The 18179-nt window shown below is 69.1% G+C and carries 14 protein-coding genes; 4 read left to right on the top strand and 10 right to left on the bottom strand.

Annotated features, from left to right (window positions below; genetic code table 11):
• Nucleotides 1-27: 27 nt before the first annotated feature.
• Nucleotides 28-1671, bottom strand: coding sequence for a chaperonin GroEL (groL, locus tag ACZ2G3_RS09065; protein WP_419268205.1), 1644 nt, complete (start codon nucleotides 1669-1671; stop codon nucleotides 28-30).
• 41 nt (nucleotides 1672-1712) lie between these two features.
• The gene (locus ACZ2G3_RS09060; RefSeq protein WP_419268206.1) at nucleotides 1713-2000 is read right to left on the bottom strand and encodes a co-chaperone GroES; all 288 of its coding nucleotides are present in this window, start codon (nucleotides 1998-2000) and stop codon (nucleotides 1713-1715) included.
• Between the two features lie 191 nt (nucleotides 2001-2191).
• Here ACZ2G3_RS09060 and ACZ2G3_RS09055 point away from each other — a divergent pair, with 191 nt between their 5' ends.
• Complete coding sequence (locus tag ACZ2G3_RS09055) at nucleotides 2192-3211, top strand: TraB/GumN family protein (protein ID WP_470395443.1); 1020 nt, start codon at nucleotides 2192-2194, stop codon at nucleotides 3209-3211.
• A gap of 26 nt (nucleotides 3212-3237) precedes the next feature.
• Here the strand turns inward: ACZ2G3_RS09055 and ACZ2G3_RS09050 are convergent, their stop codons facing one another.
• On the bottom strand, nucleotides 3238-6261 hold the full coding sequence (locus tag ACZ2G3_RS09050) for a hypothetical protein (protein WP_470395441.1): 3024 nt from the start codon (nucleotides 6259-6261) through the stop codon (nucleotides 3238-3240).
• A 201-nt stretch (nucleotides 6262-6462) separates the two neighbouring features.
• Between ACZ2G3_RS09050 and ACZ2G3_RS09045 the strand changes: the two genes are divergently transcribed.
• Complete coding sequence (locus ACZ2G3_RS09045; protein WP_470395440.1) at nucleotides 6463-7452, top strand: SIMPL domain-containing protein; 990 nt, start codon at nucleotides 6463-6465, stop codon at nucleotides 7450-7452.
• A 45-nt stretch (nucleotides 7453-7497) separates the two neighbouring features.
• Here ACZ2G3_RS09045 and ACZ2G3_RS09040 read toward each other — a convergent pair whose 3' ends face one another.
• Nucleotides 7498-8784 (bottom strand): O-acetylhomoserine aminocarboxypropyltransferase/cysteine synthase family protein, encoded by a 1287-nt coding sequence (locus ACZ2G3_RS09040; RefSeq protein WP_470395438.1) that lies wholly within the window; start codon nucleotides 8782-8784, stop codon nucleotides 7498-7500.
• Between the two features lie 91 nt (nucleotides 8785-8875).
• Entirely contained in the window at nucleotides 8876-9718 is an 843-nt protein-coding gene (locus ACZ2G3_RS09035) for an AAA family ATPase (protein ID WP_470395436.1), read from the bottom strand.
• A gap of 173 nt (nucleotides 9719-9891) precedes the next feature.
• Between ACZ2G3_RS09035 and dksA the strand changes: the two genes are divergently transcribed.
• Complete coding sequence (gene dksA / locus ACZ2G3_RS09030) at nucleotides 9892-10314, top strand: RNA polymerase-binding protein DksA (protein ID WP_419268212.1); 423 nt, start codon at nucleotides 9892-9894, stop codon at nucleotides 10312-10314.
• A 72-nt stretch (nucleotides 10315-10386) separates the two neighbouring features.
• Entirely contained in the window at nucleotides 10387-11517 is a 1131-nt protein-coding gene (locus ACZ2G3_RS09025; RefSeq protein WP_470395434.1) for an FAD-dependent oxidoreductase, read from the top strand.
• Between the two features lie 6 nt (nucleotides 11518-11523).
• Here the strand turns inward: ACZ2G3_RS09025 and glmM are convergent, their stop codons facing one another.
• The 5 genes from glmM to ACZ2G3_RS09000 all read right to left on the bottom strand — a co-directional run bounded on the left by glmM (nucleotide 11524) and on the right by ACZ2G3_RS09000 (nucleotide 18176).
• Nucleotides 11524-12867: a phosphoglucosamine mutase gene (gene glmM / locus ACZ2G3_RS09020; protein ID WP_470395432.1), complete on the bottom strand. Its 1344-nt coding sequence runs from the start codon at nucleotides 12865-12867 to the stop codon at nucleotides 11524-11526.
• Nucleotides 12864-13856: a dihydropteroate synthase gene (gene folP / locus ACZ2G3_RS09015; RefSeq protein WP_470395430.1), complete on the bottom strand. Its 993-nt coding sequence runs from the start codon at nucleotides 13854-13856 to the stop codon at nucleotides 12864-12866. Before folP ends, glmM begins: the two co-directional genes overlap by 4 nt.
• A gap of 14 nt (nucleotides 13857-13870) precedes the next feature.
• Entirely contained in the window at nucleotides 13871-14662 is a 792-nt protein-coding gene (locus ACZ2G3_RS09010) for a dihydroneopterin aldolase (protein ID WP_470395428.1), read from the bottom strand.
• Nucleotides 14663-14716: 54 nt separating this feature from the next.
• Complete coding sequence (locus tag ACZ2G3_RS09005; protein ID WP_470395426.1) at nucleotides 14717-15169, bottom strand: cell wall hydrolase; 453 nt, start codon at nucleotides 15167-15169, stop codon at nucleotides 14717-14719.
• Nucleotides 15170-15644: 475 nt separating this feature from the next.
• Nucleotides 15645-18176, bottom strand: a complete 2532-nt coding sequence (locus ACZ2G3_RS09000; protein ID WP_470395424.1) for a putative PEP-binding protein — start codon at nucleotides 18174-18176, stop codon at nucleotides 15645-15647.
• Between the last annotated feature and the right edge of the window lie 3 nt (nucleotides 18177-18179).

Here is an 18179-nt window from a genome sequence, read left to right as displayed (position 1 = left end):
TCCGTTTGCCGGATGGCAGGGGGATGATTACATCATCCCGCCCATGCCGCCCATGTCGGGCATGCCGCCGCCAGCGCCCTGGCCCTTGGGCTCGGGCTTTTCGGCGATCATGGCTTCGGTGGTGATCAGCAGGCCGGCCACCGAAGATGCATCTTCCAGCGCGGTGCGGACGACCTTGGCCGGATCGATGACGCCGAACTTGAACATGTCGCCATATTCTTCGGTCTGCGCGTTGAAGCCAAAGGCCTTGTCAGAGGATTCGCGGACCTTGCCGGCCACCACGGCACCGTCGACACCGGCGTTCTCGGCGATCTGGCGCATCGGAGCTTCCAGCGCGCGGCGCACGATGGCGATCCCCGCATCCTGGTCGCTGTTCACGCCCGTCACGCCTTCCAGCGCCTTGCCACCCTGGACCAGGGCCACGCCGCCGCCGACGACAACGCCTTCCTGAACGGCCGCACGGGTCGCGTTCAGCGCATCGTCAACACGGTCCTTGCGTTCCTTGACTTCGATCTCGCTCATGCCGCCGACGCGGATCACGGCAACACCGCCGGCCAGCTTGGCCACGCGTTCCTGCAGCTTTTCCTTGTCGTAGTCCGAGGTGGTTTCCTCGATCTGCTGACGGATCTGGGCAACGCGGGCTTCGATCTCGGCCTTTTCACCGGCGCCATCGACGATGGTGGTGTTGTCCTTGTTGATCGAGACCTTCTTGGCGCGGCCCAGCATGTCGATGCCGACATTCTCCAGCTTCATGCCCAGGTCTTCGCTGATGACCTGACCGCCGGTCAGGATCGCGATGTCCTGCAGCATGGCCTTGCGGCGATCGCCGAAGCCGGGTGCCTTGACGGCTGCGATCTTCAGACCGCCGCGCAGCTTGTTGACGACCAGCGTGGCCAGAGCCTCGCCTTCGACGTCCTCGGCCACGATGATCAGCGGCTTGCCCGACTGGATCACGGCTTCCAGCAGCGGAACCATCGGCTGCAGCGACGACAGCTTCTTCTCGTGCAGCAGGATATAGGCGTCTTCCAGCTCGGCGACCATCTTCTCGGGGTTGGTCACGAAGTAGGGCGACAGGTAGCCGCGGTCGAACTGCATGCCTTCGACGACTTCGACCTCGGTCTCCATCCCCTTGTTCTCTTCGACGGTGATGACACCCTCGTTGCCGACCTTCTGCATCGCGTCAGCGATGAAGCGGCCGATCTGGGCTTCGCCGTTTGCCGAGATGGTGCCGACCTGGGCGACTTCGTCGCTGTCGTTCACCGGGCGCGAGGCGGCCTTGATGGCCTCGACGACCTTCGAGGTGGCCAGATCGATGCCGCGCTTCAGGTCCATCGGGTTCATGCCGGCGGCGACCGCCTTCATGCCTTCCTTGACGATGGCCTGGGCCAGGACCGTGGCGGTCGTGGTGCCGTCACCGGCCTCGTCATTGGTGCGCGAAGCGACTTCGCGGACCATCTGGGCGCCCATGTTCTCGAACTTGTCGGACAGTTCGATTTCCTTGGCGACCGAAACGCCGTCCTTGGTGATGCGCGGGGCACCAAAGGACTTGTCGATCACCACGTTGCGGCCCTTGGGGCCAAGCGTCACCTTGACGGCATCCGCCAGGATGTTGACGCCCTTCAGCATGCGGTCGCGTGCATCCGTGCTGAACTTGACTTCTTTCGCAGCCATTTGATTCTCCTGAATTTATCGTTGAAGGAAGGGGTGCGAGATCAGGCGATGACGCCCAGGATGTCGCTTTCCTTCATGATCAGCAGCTCTTCGCCATCGACCGTCACCTCGGTGCCCGACCATTTGCCGAACAGCACGCGGTCGCCGGTCTTGACCGACGGAGCGATCAACTCCCCCGAGTCCTTGCGCGCGCCTTCGCCGACCGAGATGATCTCGCCCTCGGCGGGCTTTTCCTTGGCGTTGTCGGGGATGATCAGACCGCCCTTGGTCTTTTCTTCGCCTTGGACGCGGCGGACCAGAACGCGGTCGTGCAGCGGTTTGAATGCCATGTGAACACTCCGATGTCTCAGGTTACAGTGTTTCGCTGTTGGCACTCACCACCGATGAGTGCCAATGGCGCTGATTTAGCTTTTGATCACCTGTCTGTCAACCGGGGGCCGGCGAAGTTTTGGAGGGACGGGTGGCCCGTGGCGGGGATCTGTGGCAGGTTGCGCCCGCATCCAAGACGGAAGAAATCCCCATGCGACATGCCCTCTTTGCCCTTTTCCTGGCGGTGTCCTCCGCAGGTTCGGTCCATGGGGCGCAATGCGAGGGCCGGAACCTCTTTCGCACCATGCCGGCCGATCAGCTGGACCAGATCGAGGCCGCGACCCGCGACGTGCCCTTCCGCCGGGGCCTCCTGTTTGAGGCGGTGCGGGAGGACCAGCGCATCATCCTGGTCGGCACCTATCATTTCGGCGATCCGCGCCATCAGCAGACGCTGGACCGGCTGCGCCCGCTGATCGCCGAGGCCGCCGCGCTGTATGTCGAGGCCGGCCCCGAGGAGGAGGCGCGCCTGACCCGGGCCCTGACCGAGGATCCGACCCTGATGGTCGACCCGACCGGCCCGACCCTGCCCGAACGGCTGAGCCCGCCCGAATGGCAGGCCCTGTCGCAGGCGATGTCAGATCGCGGCACCCCGGCCGTCCTGGTCTCGCGGATGCGGCCCTGGTATGTCGCGATGATGCTGGGCATCTCTCCTTGCATGATCCGCATCATGGCCGAGCAGGGCGGAGAGACCGGCGGCCTTGATCACCTGCTGATCGCGGAGGCCGAGGCCGCGCAGATCCCGGTCCGCGCGCTGGAGCCCTGGGACACGGTCTTCACGCTGTTCGCGGACATGACGCCCGGGCAGGAGCTGGACATGATCCGCGCGGCGCTGCCTGCCGCCGCCCATGCCGACGACTATGCGGTGACGCTGACGGACGCCTATTTCGAGGAAGATGTCTGGAAGATCTGGGAATTCGGCCGCTTTGACGCCTATGCCAATTCCGGCCTGCCGCGCGACGAGGTCGACCGCCAGATCGCCTTTGCGCAGACCCGGATGATGGACGAGCGCAACCAGGACTGGATCGAGCCGCTGACCGAAGGCGCGACTGCCGCCGCCCGGGAAGGCAAGCCCGTCGTGGCGGCCTTTGGCGCCCTGCATTTGCCCGGAGAGCAGGGTGTGTTGAACCTGCTGCGTCAGGAAGGCTTCACAATCACGCGCCAGCCGCGGTAACCCGTGCAGGCTGCCCTTTCAGGCCCTTATTGTCCGTTCAGCACCCCGAGCGCATGGGCCTGGTTGCCCTTCTGATAGGTGATCCGGCTGTCGCCGATGGCCGTGATGGTCCCGCCGTTGATGCGGTCACCGATGCGCAGGGTCAGGACCCGCCCGTTCGACAGCCGCACCAATGCGCGACTGGCCTGGCCCGCGCCGATGGTGCCGATGATCTGGGTGCTGTTCAGGCGGATGCCGTCCTTGACCGTAGCGCTGGCTGCGGCACTTCCCACGGCGGCCTTGGGAACGGCGGCCACGACATCGGGTTCCTGGTCGATTTCGGGCGGCTGATAGCGCTGGTTGCGGGAAGCGGCGGCGCGGGCCTCGGCCTCGGCTTGGGCACGGGCGCGGGCCTCGGCCGCGGCGCGGGCCTGCGCCTCGGCACGGGCATCGGCGGCGGCCTGGGATCGCGCCCGGGCCTCGGCCTGCGCCTGAAGTTCCGCATCCTGGCGCAGCTGTTCGGCTTGCGCGGCCTGAGCGGCCTGCGCCTCGGCCGCGGCCCGCAGATCGGCCGAGGAGGGGGCGGCGGCGATGGCGGCCGCAACCGGCGTTGCACTGGCGACCATCGCATTGGCGGCAAGACCGCCGGTCGCCGCGGCCACGGCACCCGCTGTCGAACCCACGCGCCGCGGGGGCAGGCTGGAAGAGGTCAGGGCCGTCAGCGGCACGCTGCCGGGGCGGGCCGAACTGCTTTCGATGGCCGAGGCGATGGCTGCGTCAACAGCACCCGCCGACAGGCTTGCGGTGCTGGCGGTGGCGGTGGCGCGCAACGCGCCGGGGCGGCTGGCGGGGCGGGCCGAACGGGCCATGCCGCCCGCTGCCGGAGCGGCGGCGGCGGTCTGCTTGCTGCGGCTCTCGGGGCGCTGGTCGCGCACCGCCTCCGATACCGCCTGCTCGACCGCCTGTTGCGAGGGGGCGCGGACCGCGACCGGCTTGCGCACCGGCCGTGCATCGGCCAGCTGGAAGACCAGGCCGCGTTCCGCCGGCGATAGACCTGTCGAACCGGCCTGGGCAGTGCGCAGGTCCCGCAGCTGGCGCTGGATCAGCCAGCGCTCGGCTTCGGTCAGCATCCGGGGCTCGGCGGCTTCGGCAGCACTTCCCTCCTCCAGCGACGACAGGTCCTGCGGGCGCTGCGGGGGTCTGCCCGACAGGGCCGGGGCCGGCGCAGGGGGCGGAGCGGCGGCGGGCGTTTCCGCAGCCGGTCCTGCAGAGCGGCTGGGGCTGGGCGGACGTGCCGAGGCAGGCGCGGGGGCCTCAACCCGGCCGGCCCTGACCGGCGGCGCAGCAGGCGCAGCCGCCGCGGCCGGCACAGCGGCTGCCGGGGCAGCAGAGGGTCGTTCTGCAGGCCGGGACGGCGGACGCGAGCCGGTCACGGGGGCGGGCTGAGCTGCCGCGCGCGCCTCGAAGGGCAGGGGATTGGACGGCACCATGGGGCGGCTGTCCGGGGCAGCAGGGGCTGCAGCGGCAGCGGGCGCGGCACGCGGCGGACGAGGCGAGCGAGCTAGGGCCGCAGCGGTCGGCGCGGCGGACACTGGCGCCGCAGCCGGCGCCCGCTCGGCGGCCGAAGGCGCGGTCGCGGCTGGTTCGATGGTGGGTCGTGGTGCCGGGGCCGGGTTGGCCGGCAGCAGTGCAGAGGTCGCGGTGGCCGCTGCCAAGGCCGCGGCGGGGGTGGGCTCGGCGACTGCCGCGACAGCCGGTTCGGTGGTGGCGGGTTGCGGTGCGGCGGCTTCGATGACGGGCGTCTGCCCGGACGCTGCGGGTTCCGCATTGGCCGATGCCACGGGTTCCAGGGGCAGCGGCGTCGTGCTGGGCTCGGCCGCACCCTGACCCATCGCCTCTGCTAGGGCCCGCGAGAGAGCGTCCTGCTCTTGCGCAGGCTCTGTTGCTGCAGGGGGCTGCGTGGGCTCGGTCACCGAGCTCTGTTCCACTGCGGCTGTGGATCGGGCCTGTGTTGGGGCCGGTGCAACGGGTTCGATTGCGGGTTCTTGGGCAATGGACGGTTCGACGGGTGCGGGCTGGGGCGCCGGCGCCTCGACGACTGCCTGCCTCTCCGATTGTCCGCCCAGGAAGATCAGCGCCAACAGCAGCACCAGGAAGAGGCCGCCCACCATGACCGGCAGGCGCGCGGGATCCAGGTGCCGCAGCCGGTCGGCCAGGGTTGGGGCCGCCGCGGGCTCCGGATCCTCGGGCCGCCGCTGCGCGCGGGCGCTGGCGGCGCGGTTGTGGACTGCTTCGGCGCGGGGCGACAGCCGCTTGGCCGTCAGCGGGCCGGACTGGCCGTGCCGGATGACCGGGTGGGTCTGTGCCGCTGTCGCCGCGTCCTCATCCGCCTCGGTCGGAGCCGCGTCCCCGACGATAGGCGCTGCCTGGGGCAGGGCGACATGGGGCGTGATGCGCGAGACCGCCACCGCCTGCACGGCGGCAGGCATAATGTCACCTTCGATAACTGGTGCGGTGACCCTGGCCTGGCTCAGGTCCGGTTCGCTGAAGGGGCGGCGGTTGAACTGTTCCTGCGCCAGCCGCGTGGGGCCGAAATCCGGCTGGCCCTCAAAGCGGTCGTCGCCGGGCCGGGCCTGGAAGCCCGAGGGGCGGAACCCCTGGGCGCGGGCGAATTCCTCGGCCTCTTCCAAGGTGCGCTTGGCAACGGCCGCGACGCGCAGCGTCTCGATGTCGCCGTTGGGGGCGGGGCACCAGTCGAAGGCCAGGTCCTCGGCCCGGTAGGGGGTCAGCCCCTCCAGCGCGCGGGCGACGGTGGTCGCCGTGTCCGATCCGAAGGGCACCGTCAGCGTGGTATAGAGGATCTGGTCGTCGGGGATGACAAGCACCGTGTCCAGTTCGCCCGCCTGGCCGCCCGCCTCGTCGCGCAGCGCGTTCAGCACCGAGGCCAGGTCGCGACCGGCAAATCGCGCCTGCCCAAGCGGCCGCCAGCTACGTCCGTCCCGCCGTTCAAGCTGAACGGCCTCCTGGGTAAAGCTCATGGCGAATTCGGGAGGCGCGGCTCGCTGGTTCATGGATGGTTCGCTGCTCGATTTTTGCACCACGCGATGCTTGCGCATGATGTCGTTGACCTTGACCATCACTACCGCAAATTGTGGAACGTTGAAAGAAGAACTGGCACATCTGTGATCGCTTTCACCGCTGCCGGGACTAGGCGAAAGGTCCGCGCCGGGGCATGAAGATGACATCAGGCGAGCGATCAGAAAGGATCCCCCATGCCATCGGTCTTTCGTGTTTCCAAAACCCGCGGCCTTGCGCTTTCGGCCGCCCTTGCGGCGCTGCTGACGACGCCGGCACTGGCCGCGCCCCAAGGCATGTCCTGCGGCCCGATGTCGGGCCCGTCGCGCCTGACGGTCACCGGCGAAGGCCAGGCGCGCATCGCCCCCGACATGGCCATGGTGCAGCTGGGCGTGACCAGCCAGGCCGAGAGCGCGGCCGCTGCGATGGAGCAGACATCGCAGCAGCAGCAGGCGGTGATCGAGGCGCTGACCGGCGCCGGGATCGATGCCGCGCAGATCCAGACCTCGGGCCTGAACCTCAATCCGCTGATGCGCTATGGCGAGGGTCAGGCGCCCGAGGTGACCGGCTATCAGGCCAGCAACCTGGTCAGCGTGCGGGTGTCGGACCTGCCCCGCTTGGGCGAGGTCCTGGACGCCATCGTCACGGCCGGCGCGAACGAGATCAACGGCATCACCTTCAGCCGCGAGGATGGCGCCGAGGCGCTGGACGAGGCGCGGCGCGAGGCGGTGGCCGATGCGCGCCGCAAGGCCGAGGTTCTGGCCGAGGCCGCCGGGCTGACGCTTGGCCCGGTCATGACGCTGCGCGACCAGCAGACCGGCGGCGGCGGGCCGCGCCCGCTGATGCGGATGGAGGCCGCGATGGCCGATTCCGTGCCGGTCCAGGCGGGTGAGATGGAGATGACGGCCCTGGTCGAAATCGAATACGCGCTGAGCGGCGACGCGGCCTGTGCCCCGATGATGGGCGGCTACCATCACGGCCAGATGGGGGGCGGGAAAGGCGGCCACGGCCACGGCATGGGGATGGGCATGATGCATGCTGCCCCCGATGCCCCGGCGCCGGAGGCCTCGGCGGGCGAGGCCGCACCCGAGGTGGTGCCGCCGATGCCCGGCGATGGTGCCCCGGCGCCCGACGAACCCGTCGTGCCCGGCATCGTGGAGCCGCTGCCCGAGGCTCCGTCGAACTGATCGCGTCCGGGGGTCCGTCACCGGACCCCCGCTACATCTGGGGCCTCAGGCCGTGGCCTGGGCCAGCGCCTGATCCAAGTCGGCGATCAGGTCCGCGGCATCCTCGATGCCTACGGACAGGCGCACCACCTCGGGTCCGGCGCCGGCGGCGCGCTGCTGGTCCTCGGTCAGCTGGCGGTGCGTGGTCGAGGCCGAGTGGATGACCAGCGACCGCGCGTCGCCCAGGTTCGCCACATGGCTGAACAGCTTCAGCGCATCGACCAGCTTGACCGCCGCCTGATACCCACCCTTGATCGCAAAGGTGAACAGCGCGCCTGCGCCCTTGGGGTAGAGCCGCTTGGCCGTGGCGTTCCAGGGAGAGCTGTCCAGCCCGGCATAGGTGACCTTTTCCACGCGCGGGTCCTGTTCCAGCCAGGCCGCGACCCGGGTGGCATTCTCGACATGGCGCTGCATCCGCAGGCCAAGCGTCTCGATCCCCATCAGCGTGTAATGCGCGCCCTGCGGGTTCATGGTCATGCCCAGGTCGCGCAGGCCCACCGCGATGCCGTGGAAGGTAAAGGCCATGTTGCCGAAGGTTTGGTGGAAGACCATGCCGTGATAGGCGGGCTCGGGTGCCGACAGGCTGGGGAACTTGTCGCTGGCGGACCAGTCGAACCTGCCGCTGTCCACGACGACCCCGCCGGTGACCGTGCCATTGCCGGTCATGTATTTCGTCAGGCTGTGCACGACCAGCGTCGCGCCCATCTCGATCGGGCGGCACAGATAGGGGGTGGCCAGCGTGTTGTCGACGATCAGGGGCAGGCCCGCCGCATCGGCGACGGCCGCGACGGCCGGGATGTCCGTCACATGGCCGCCCGGGTTGCTGATCGATTCGCAGAAGATCGCCCGGGTGTCGTCGTCGATGGCGGCGCGCAGCGCCTCCGGGTCGTCAAAGTCCACGAACTTGGCCGACCAGCCGAACCGGCGGATCGTGTGGCTGAACTGGGTCACCGTGCCACCATAAAGGCGGGTCGAGGCTACCACGTTGCGCCCCGGCCCCATCAGCGGAAACAGCGCCAGGATCTGCGCCGCGTGACCGGACGAACAGCAGACCGCGCCCGCGCCGCCCTCCAGCGCCGCCACCCGCGACTGCAGGGCGGAAACCGTCGGGTTGGTCAGCCGGGAATAGATGTAGCCGACCTCCTGCAGGTTGAAGAGCCGCGCGGCGTGGTCAGCATCGCGGAACGCATAGGCGGTGGTCTGGTAGATCGGCACCTGCCGCGCACCCGTCGCCGGATCGGCCGCGGCCCCTGCATGGATGGCCTGCGTGTCGAAAGCCTGTTGGTCGCTCATTCGGTTCTCCCTTGATTTTGGCGCAGCCTATCCGCGGCGGGGCGGCCCCGGCAACGAGGAATGATCCCGCCGCCGGATCCTGCGGGCGGCCTTACCGCCCCTGCCGGCGCGCCATGAAGGCCAGCTTTTCGAACAATGCCACGTCCTGTTCGTTCTTCAGCAGGGCGCCGTGCAGGCGGGGCAGCATCGTCGCGGGATCGCGCTTCAGGTCCTCGGGTGCCAGGTCCTCGGCCAGGATCAGCTTCAGCCAGTCCAGGAACTCGCTGGTCGAGGGTTTCTTCTTCAGACCGGGCGCCTCGCGCAGCGACACGAACTGCGACAGAGCCTCCTCCAGCAGGCGGGGTTTCAGGCCGGGGTAATGGACCGCCACGATCGCCTTCAGCGTCTCGGGATCGGGAAAGCGGATATAGTGGAAGAAGCAGCGCCGCAGGAAGGCGTCCGGCAACTCCTTTTCGTTGTTCGAGGTGATGATGACGACAGGCCGGTGCGCCGCGCGGATCGTCTGGCCAGTCTCGTAGACGTGGAACTCCATCCGGTCCAGTTCCTGCAGCAGGTCGTTCGGGAACTCGATGTCCGCCTTGTCCACCTCGTCGATCAGCAGGACGACCTTGGCGGGCGCTTCGAAGGCCTGCCACAGCTTGCCCTTGCGGATGTAGTTGCCGACATCGTGAACGCGCGCCTCGCCCAGCTGGCTGTCGCGCAGGCGGCTGACCGCGTCGTATTCGTAAAGCCCCTGCTGCGCCTTGGTGGTCGATTTCACATGCCATTCGATGAGGGGCATTCCCAGGCTGGCCGCGACCTGCCGGGCCAGTTCCGTCTTGCCCGTGCCGGGCTCTCCCTTGACCAGCAGCGGGCGTTCCAGCGTGACGGCCGCATTGACCGCCACGGCAAGGTCAGCTGGCGCGACATAGCGGTCGGTGCCGGTGAACTCCATGTAAACTCTCCTTTTGCGTGAGACGCTTGGCGCAATTTGCCCTGTCGGCGGCAGCATCTTGCAGATAACGCATGATTAGCCCCGTCAAGCCTAGTGACAAGCAGCACGTCATACTTTAAGGGGGCCGGCAAGGTGCCGGAATTTTTGCTCCGCCCGGCGCCGCCGGAGGACGTATGAAAGCCCAGACCTTCCTTCCCCAGGATTATCGTCCCGCCGAGGACGAACCCTTCATGAACGAGCGTCAGCTCGAATATTTCCGCCGGAAGCTGGAGGCCTGGAAACAGGAGCTGCTGGACCAGTCGGCCGAGACGCTGGAAGGCCTGCAGGACAGCGCCCGCAGCGTGCCCGACCTGGCCGACCGCGCCAGCGAGGAGACGGACCGCGCGTTGGAACTGCGCACCCGCGACCGCCAGCGCAAGCTGGTCAGCAAGATCGACGCGGCGCTGCGCCGGATCGAGACGGGCGAATACGGCTATTGCGAGATGACCGGTGAACCCATAAGCCTGCGCCGCCTCGACGCCCGCCCCATCGCGACGATGACCCTGGAAGCCCAGGAGCGGCACGAGCGCAAGGAACGTGTCCACCGCGACGAGTAATGTCGCGACCATGTGCCGGGCCCTGCCGATGATCCATCAGCAGGGCTTTTTCATGCCCGCGAAAGGAAGATCATGGCCGCTGTGCTGAGGGACCGCCCCGTGGTCGTGGTGGGCGCCGGGATCGGCGGCCTGACGGCGGCGCTGGCGCTGGCGCGGCGGGGCGCCGCCGTGACCGTGCTGGAGCGCGCGGCAGACCTCTCCGAAGTCGGCGCGGGCATTCAGCTGTCGGCCAATGCGGTGCGGGTGCTGGAGGCGCTTGGCCTGTCCGATGCGCTGGACCGCTGCAGCCTGCGAAACCGTGCCGTCCATCTGCGCGATGCCTCGGGCGCCTCGGTCCTGCGCATGGACCTGATGGCGCACCGCCCGCAGGCCCGCTTTTTGCTGATCCACCGCGCGCGCCTGATCGCGGTGCTGGCCCGGGCCGCGACGGCGGCAGGCGTGCAGATCCGGACGGGACAGGAAGTGACCGCGCCCCCCGATGCACCGCTTGTGATCGGCGCGGATGGGCTGAAGAGCCGCATCCGGGCCGCCCTGAACGGGCAGGAGGTTCCCTTTTTCACCGGCCAGACCGCCTGGCGCGCGCTGATCGCCGAAGACGTGGCCCCCCAGCCCGAAGCCCAGGTCTTCATGGGCCGCGGCCGGCACCTGGTCAGCTATCCGCTGGCGGGCGGCCTTCGCAATATCGTGGCCGTGCAGGAGCGGCGCGACTGGCAGGACGAGGGCTGGTCGCATCCCGACGACCCGGCCAACCTGCGCGCCGCCTTTGCGGGATTTGCAGGACCGGTCCCCGGCTGGCTGTCGGCCGTGGAGGAGGTGCATGTCTGGGGGCTGTTCCGCCATCAGGTCGCCGCCCGCTGGCATGACGACAAGCGCGCGATCCTGGGGGACGCGGCGCACCCGACGCTGCCCTTTCTGGCGCAAGGCGCCGGCATGGCGATCGAGGATGCCTGGGTGCTGGCCGCCTGCCTGGATGCCGACGGGGATCAGGCGGCGGCCCTGGTCCGCTATCAGGCCGCGCGCCAGCCGCGGGTGACGCGCATCGTCGAGGCGGCGAATGCCAATGCCCGCAACTATCACCTGGGCGGCCTCAAGCGGGTGGTGGGGCACGGGGTGCTGCGGCTGGCGGGGCGGGTCGCGCCCTCGTTCATGCCGGGCCGGTTCGACTGGCTCTACGACCACGACCCGGTGGCGCAGCACCCCTGAGCCGGATCAGCCGGCCGCGGCCACCGCATCGACGATGCCATCGACCACCTCGCGCAGCACGGTCTCGTCCTCGGCCTCGGCCATGACGCGGATCAGCGGCTCGGTCCCGGATTTGCGGATCAGGACGCGGCCGTTCCCGGCCAGCCGCTGCTCGGCCTCGGCGATGATGCGGCGCACGGCTTCCGCCGCCAGGGGATCGGCACCTGTCGCATAGCGTACGTTCTTCAGCATCTGCGGCACCGGCTCGAACTGTGTGACCAGTTCGCTGGCAGGGGTGCCGGTTTCGGCCATGGCGCCCAGGACCTGCATCGCGGCCACCAGCCCGTCGCCAGTGGTGGCATAGTCGGTCATCACGATATGTCCCGACTGTTCGCCACCCAGGTTGAACCCGCCCTCGCGCATCCGCTCCACGACATAGCGGTCGCCGACCTGGGTCCGTTCCAGCCGCAGGCCGCGACCGGAGAGGAAATGCTCCAGCCCCAGGTTCGACATGACGGTGGCGACCAGCGCACCGCCGGACAGCCGGCCCTGCGCGGCCCACCGCGCGGCCAGCAGCGCCATGATCTGGTCCCCATCGGCCACCCGGCCGGTCTGGTCCACGATCACCACGCGGTCAGCGTCGCCGTCCAGGCTGATGCCCAGATGGGCGCCATGTTCGCGCACGGCCGCGACGCAGGCTTCGGGATGGGTGCTGCCGACGCCGTCGTTGATGTTCGACCCGTCCGGCTTGACCCCCAGGGGGATCACGTCGGCGCCCAGTTCCCACAGCACGTCCGGGGCGGCGCGATAGGCCGCGCCATGGGCGCAGTCCAAGACGACCTTCAGCCCGTCCAGCCGCAGCCCGGCGGGCAGGGTGGTCTTGGCATATTCCATGTAACGCCCGCGCCCGTCATCCACCCGGCGCGCGCGGCCGATGTTCTGGGGCTGCGCGGGCTCGATCTCGCTGGCGACGATGGCCTCGATCTCGGCCTCGGCCTCGTCGGACAGCTTGAAGCCGTCGGGGCCAAAGAACTTGATGCCATTGTCCTCGGCCGGGTTGTGGCTGGCCGAGATCATGATCCCCAGATCGGCACGCATCGACCGCGTCAGGAACCCCACGGCGGGCGTCGGCACCGGGCCCAGCAGCAGGACGTTCATGCCCGTGCTGGTCAGCCCCGCCGTCAGAGCGTTTTCCAGCATGTATCCGGACAGGCGGGTGTCCTTGCCGATCACCACGCGATGCCGGTTGCGCCCGTCGCGGCGGAAATAGCGGCCGGCCGCCGCGCCAAGACGCAGCGCCATCTCGGCCGTCATGGGATGGCTGTTGGCGCGCCCGCGCACGCCGTCGGTGCCGAAAAGCTTCCTGGTCATGTCCCCGTCTTTCCGTCTTCGTTGAGGGCGGCGATCAGGCGCAGGCCCTGTGCATGTTCCGCGACATCATGGACGCGGTGGATCTGGATCCCCTGGCCGACTGCAGCGACCGTCAGCGCCAGGGTGCCTGCGACCCGGTCCGCCGGCAGGTCCGCGCCGCCGATCCTGCCGATGAAGCGCTTGCGCGACACGCCCAGAAGGATCGCGCAGCCCAACCCGTGATAAAGCGAGATGCGCCGCAGGATGGCCAGGTTATGCGCCTCGGTCTTGCCGAAACCTATCCCCGGGTCGATCACGATGCGGTCAGCCGGAATACCGGCCGCGACCGCCCGCGCCATGCGCGCCTCCAGGGCATCATAGACGTCCAGCAGCACATCGTCATAGCGCGGATCGTCCTGCATGCTATCGGGCAGGCCCTGCGCATGCATCAGGCAAACCGGCACACCGGCCCGCGCCACCACGCCCGGCAGGTCGGGATCGAAGTCGAAGCCCGAGACATCGTTGACCATCCCGGCGCCCGCCTGCAGGGCCGCATGTGCCACCGTCGCCTTGCGGGTGTCGACCGACACCGGAGCGGCCTTGGCGCCTGCCGTTATGACGGGCAGAATGCGGGCGATCTCCTCCACCGCGCGGACCTCGGCGGCGCCGGGGCGGGTCGATTCCCCGCCGATGTCCAGGATGTCGGCCCCTGCCGCCACCAACGCCTTGGCCTGCGCGGCGGGATCATAGCTGCCGCCGTCCGAAAAGCTGTCGGGGGTGGCGTTCACGATCCCCATCAGGCGCGGCCTGTCCAGCGTCAGCTCCAAAAGATCGGCGCGCGGCCGGGTCAGGGCGTCGATCAGGTCCTGGGGTGCGCTGTCGACAATCACCGGATCGCGGCCGCGCTGCAGCCGCTCGAACTGGCTGAAACCGGTCCAGCCGCCGGCCAGGCGCCAGCGGCCGCCATGGGCCTGGGGGATCGGACGGAAATAGAGGCGGTCGCGCGACATCGGGGCGGACAGGGTCAGGCGGGCACGAGGCGGCCGACGACCAGGTCCGATCCGGCGGGGGCCACCGGCAGGGCCGCATCGGGCGCCAGGACGAAATCGATCCGTCGCGCCCCGAACCGGCTGGCCAGCCAGAAGCCCAACGACTGCGGCGTCTCGCCGGCCTCGGGCGCATCGGCGGCCAGGCGGGCAGGGGCCCACACGACGGGCTGGCGCATCTGGGCCGCGGCTTCCAGTTCGGTTCGCGTTTCGGCGATCTCGAGGCCCAACTGCCCGGCCAGCGCCCAGGCCGCCTGGTCCAGCGCCAGCAGCTTGATGCGGCGCGCGTCGCCGCCGACAGGCAGGGGCAGATCGGGCGCCTTCGGGACCAGGATGACCGCGCCTTTCGGCGCGACGCTGCCGGCGGCATGAACCTGGATTGCGACAGGTGCCTGCACGCCTGTCGCCTCGACCCGGCCACGATGACGGCTGATCGAGACCCCCAAGGCACCCGGACCGCGATCCAGCTTTTCGACGGTGACATCGACCCGGGCCGCGCGTGGATGGACCAGAACCTCGGCTGCGATCTTTTCGGCCAGCGTCTCGACCAGGTTATAGCGCTGGTCGGCCAAGGCCACGTCCACCGCCTGCGTCAGGACGTCGTAGGAGAGGACCTCGTCCACGTGATCCTGGGCGCCCGAGACGCCATCCCGCAGATCGACCGTCACGTTGAAGCGCAGTCGCTGCTTGGTGCCGCGTTCGGACTGAAAGGCGCCGATCTCGACCGAAAGGACGTGGTCGCGCAGAAATATACGGTCAGGTTGTTCCATATCCGCCATTCACAGGAAAACGGCGCCCACGGCAAGCCCCCTGCGCCGCCGCCCTCAGTTGGACGCGACGCGCTGGTTGGTGCGGTAGAAGATATGGCGGCCGATCTGGACGGTACGCTGGAAGCGGTGCGACCAGGAGGGACGCACGGCGGGCGTGTGGAAATAGGTGGCGCCGCCGGTCAGTTGGCGGGGGGCACCCGACAGGGCATCCTGCGCGATGGCCTTGGCCCGCAGATAGGCCGCCTTGTTCCGGATCGGCTTGGCGCCGCCGATCGTGTAGCTGAACTGGCTGGGCTGGTTGATCACACCGCAGACGGTCTTGGGAAAGGCCCGGCTGTCGACACGGTTCAGGATCACCTCGGCCACGGCATGCTGACCTTGGACCCCTTCGCCGCGCGCCTCATGATAAAGCGCCTCGGAGAGGCAGTCCAGATCCTGCGGCGAATACCGGGTGTTGGTACTGGCCAGATGCAGTTGCGCGACGGGTTCGTCAGGTGAAAGTTCCACCTTCACAGGTTCGGCATCCGTGTATAGAAGCGGCGTCGGACGCGGCGCGTTTGCCGCCGCCGTCAGGGTGCCGAACAAGCCGGCATTGGATGTAAACAGCGAACCACTGCCCCCGGCAGCGGCGATCGAGGTCATGAGGGGCAAGGCAGTGGCGGCACAAAGACAGGCGTGCGCCAGCCGGTGAGGCAGCTTGGGCATGGACAGTCCTATAAAGGTCACCCGTTGAAGGGGCGTTAACGCGACAGGGGCGGGAGCAGACCGCCCTGCCGCAGCTCTGCCGATTGGTTAGATTTTGCGCGCGGCCTCGCGCTACCCCACTTGCCCGTGAGATCCCCGTGAGGCCGAAAAATCAGCGAATTGCGCAAGAAACCGCCGCCGCTTCCGGGGCATTCCGGCATGATCCGGCGCAATGGCGGATGTCCGCCGGCCGGGACATGCGGGAATTGGGCAACTGCTGATTGAAAGAAGACTTGCGTCAGTCCGCCAGCCGGGTGCGAATCGCCGATTGCGCCGCGGCAAGGCGCGCCACCGGGACGCGGAACGGAGAGCAGGACACATAGTCCAGGCCGGCATCATGGCAGAAGGCGATGGATTCGGGATTGCCCCCATGCTCGCCGCAGACGCTGATCGTGATGCCGGGCTTTTGCCGCCGGGCGCGCTGGACGCCGGTCAGGATCAGCTCGCCGACCCCTTCCTGGTCCAGGACATGGAAGGGATCCTCGGCATAGACCGCCTGGCCCACATAGGTTCCCATGAAGCGGCCCGCGTCATCGCGGGACAGGCCATAGGTCATCTGCGTCAGGTCGTTGGTGCCAAAGGACAGGAAGGCCGAATGGGCCGCAATATCGCCCGCGCGCAGCGCCGCGCGGGGCGTTTCCACCATGACGCCGAGGCGATAGGTGAAGTCGCTGCGCCGTTCGTTGCGTACGGCCGCTGCGACGGCGTCGAGGCGGGTCTTGACCAGCTCGACCTCGCGCATGGCGCTGACCAGCGGGATCATGATCTCCGGCACGACCGGGTCGCCCTTGCGGCTGGCCTCGACCGTCGCCTCGAAGATGGCGCGGGCCTGCATGTCATAGATCTCGGGGACGGTGATCCCCAGGCGGACGCCCCGCATGCCCAGCATCGGGTTGAACTCGGTCAGGGCCTCGACCCGCCGGGTGACGTCCGACAGGGGCAGGTCCAGCGACTCCGCCAGCTCGCGAAGCCCCTCGCGGTCATGGGGCAGGAATTCGTGCAGCGGCGGATCGAACAGGCGGATGGTGACCGGCAGGCCGGCCATGATCTCGAACAGGCTGGTGAAATCCTGTCGCTGCATCGGCAGGATGCGCTCCAGCGACAGGCGCCGGTCTTCGGGGCTGTCGGCAAAGATCATCTCGCGCATGGCGGGCAGGCGCTCGGCGTCGAAGAACATGTGCTCGGTCCTGCAGAGGCCGATCCCCCGGGCCTGGAAACGGCGGGCGGTCAGGGCATCCTCGGGCGTGTCGGCATTGGCGCGCACGGCCAGCCCCCCGGCGGCCGAGGCCCAGTCCATCAGTTGCGTGAAGGCGTCGTCCAGTGCCGGCGGCAGCAGCACGGCCGCCCCCGCCAGAACCTCGCCCGAGCTGCCGTCGATGGTGATCTCGTCGCCCTCGTTCAGGACCCGGTCGCCGGCGCGCAGGGTGCGGGCGCGGGCATCGATGCTGAGGCCGCTGGCGCCCACGATGCAGGGCAGGCCCAGACCGCGCGCGATGACAGCCGCGTGGCTTGTCGTCCCGCCCCGTTCCGTCAGCACGGCGACCGACGCATGCATGCCCCGCACATCCTCGGGCGCGGTCTCGCGGCGCACCAGCACGCAGGGCTCGTCCCGGGCCTGCGCCGCCTGCGCGGCCGCAGCGGAAAAGACGATGCGGCCGGTGGCGGCGCCCGGGCTGGCATCGATGCCGCGCGCGATCACGTCGCGGGGCGCCAGGGGATCGACCTGGTGGTGCAGAAGGTCGGCCAAGGCGCGCGGCTCGACCCGCATCAGCGCCTCCTCGTGCGGGATGATGCCGTCGCGGGCCAGGCTGACGGCGATGCGAACGCTGGCGCGCGAACTGCGCGCCACCCGCACCGCGTCGATGACCGAGATCTGCCCGCCGGTCACCACGAACTCGATCTGCATCTCCTCGCGTAGCCGCTCGCGCGCGGCGATGCCGAAGCGGACCAGGTCGGCGAATATCTCGGGCGCGGTATCCTCCAGCGCCGGGCCGCGCTCGTCGCGGGTCAGGAACAGAGTTTCTGCCCCCGATCCGACCGCCTCCCCGTGATGCTGGCCGCGAAAGCGGCCGGTCACGCGGGGGGCGCCGGTCAGCGGGTCGATGAACTGGATCGTCCCCGATCCGCAGAGCCCGGGCCCGAGGGCCAGCGCCATTTCCTGCACGACCAGGCCCAGGGGGGCATCCGCGGGGGCGCCCTTGGCCTGGCGCAGCAGCCGGGCGGTCGGCCCGTCCCAGGCCCGCGCCATCGACCGCAGCACCTCGGACAGCTGGACGGTCGGGTCCTGGGGAAAGGGCTCCTCCATCTCGTCGCGATAGCGGCGCAGGGCCTCGCTCAGCGCCCCTTCGCCATCCTGCGCGAACATGTCGGGGTCCAGGCGGGCGATGTGGATGGCATAGCTCTGGACAAAGGCCAGATAGACCGCGTCGGCGTTTTCCTGCCCGATCTGCCCGGCCAGCTGCCCGTGCAGGGCATCGTTGATCCCGACATTCAGCACCGTGCCCGGGCCGCCCCATTCGGGCATCACCGCCGACGGGCGCACGCTGACCAGCCCGCTGCCGGAAAAGACCTCGCGCAGCGCCTCGGGGCGCACGGGGCGGCCCTGGGCGATCATGCGCACCGTGTCGGCGGAAATGGCGAAACTGCGGGGCACCGGCAGCGACATGCGCACCAGCCGCTGCAGGCATTTGGCCCGCCATCCGTGGCGCGCGCGGTCGATCCGCCCGGAGGGCGTGATCTCGGCTGCCTCGCTGATGTCCTGCATGTTCATGAG

The sequence above is a fragment of the Paracoccus sp. KKT209 genome, assembly GCF_055635455.1.
The sequence above is the reverse complement of the archived record's forward strand: the minus strand, read 5'-3'. Positions and strand labels throughout refer to the sequence as shown.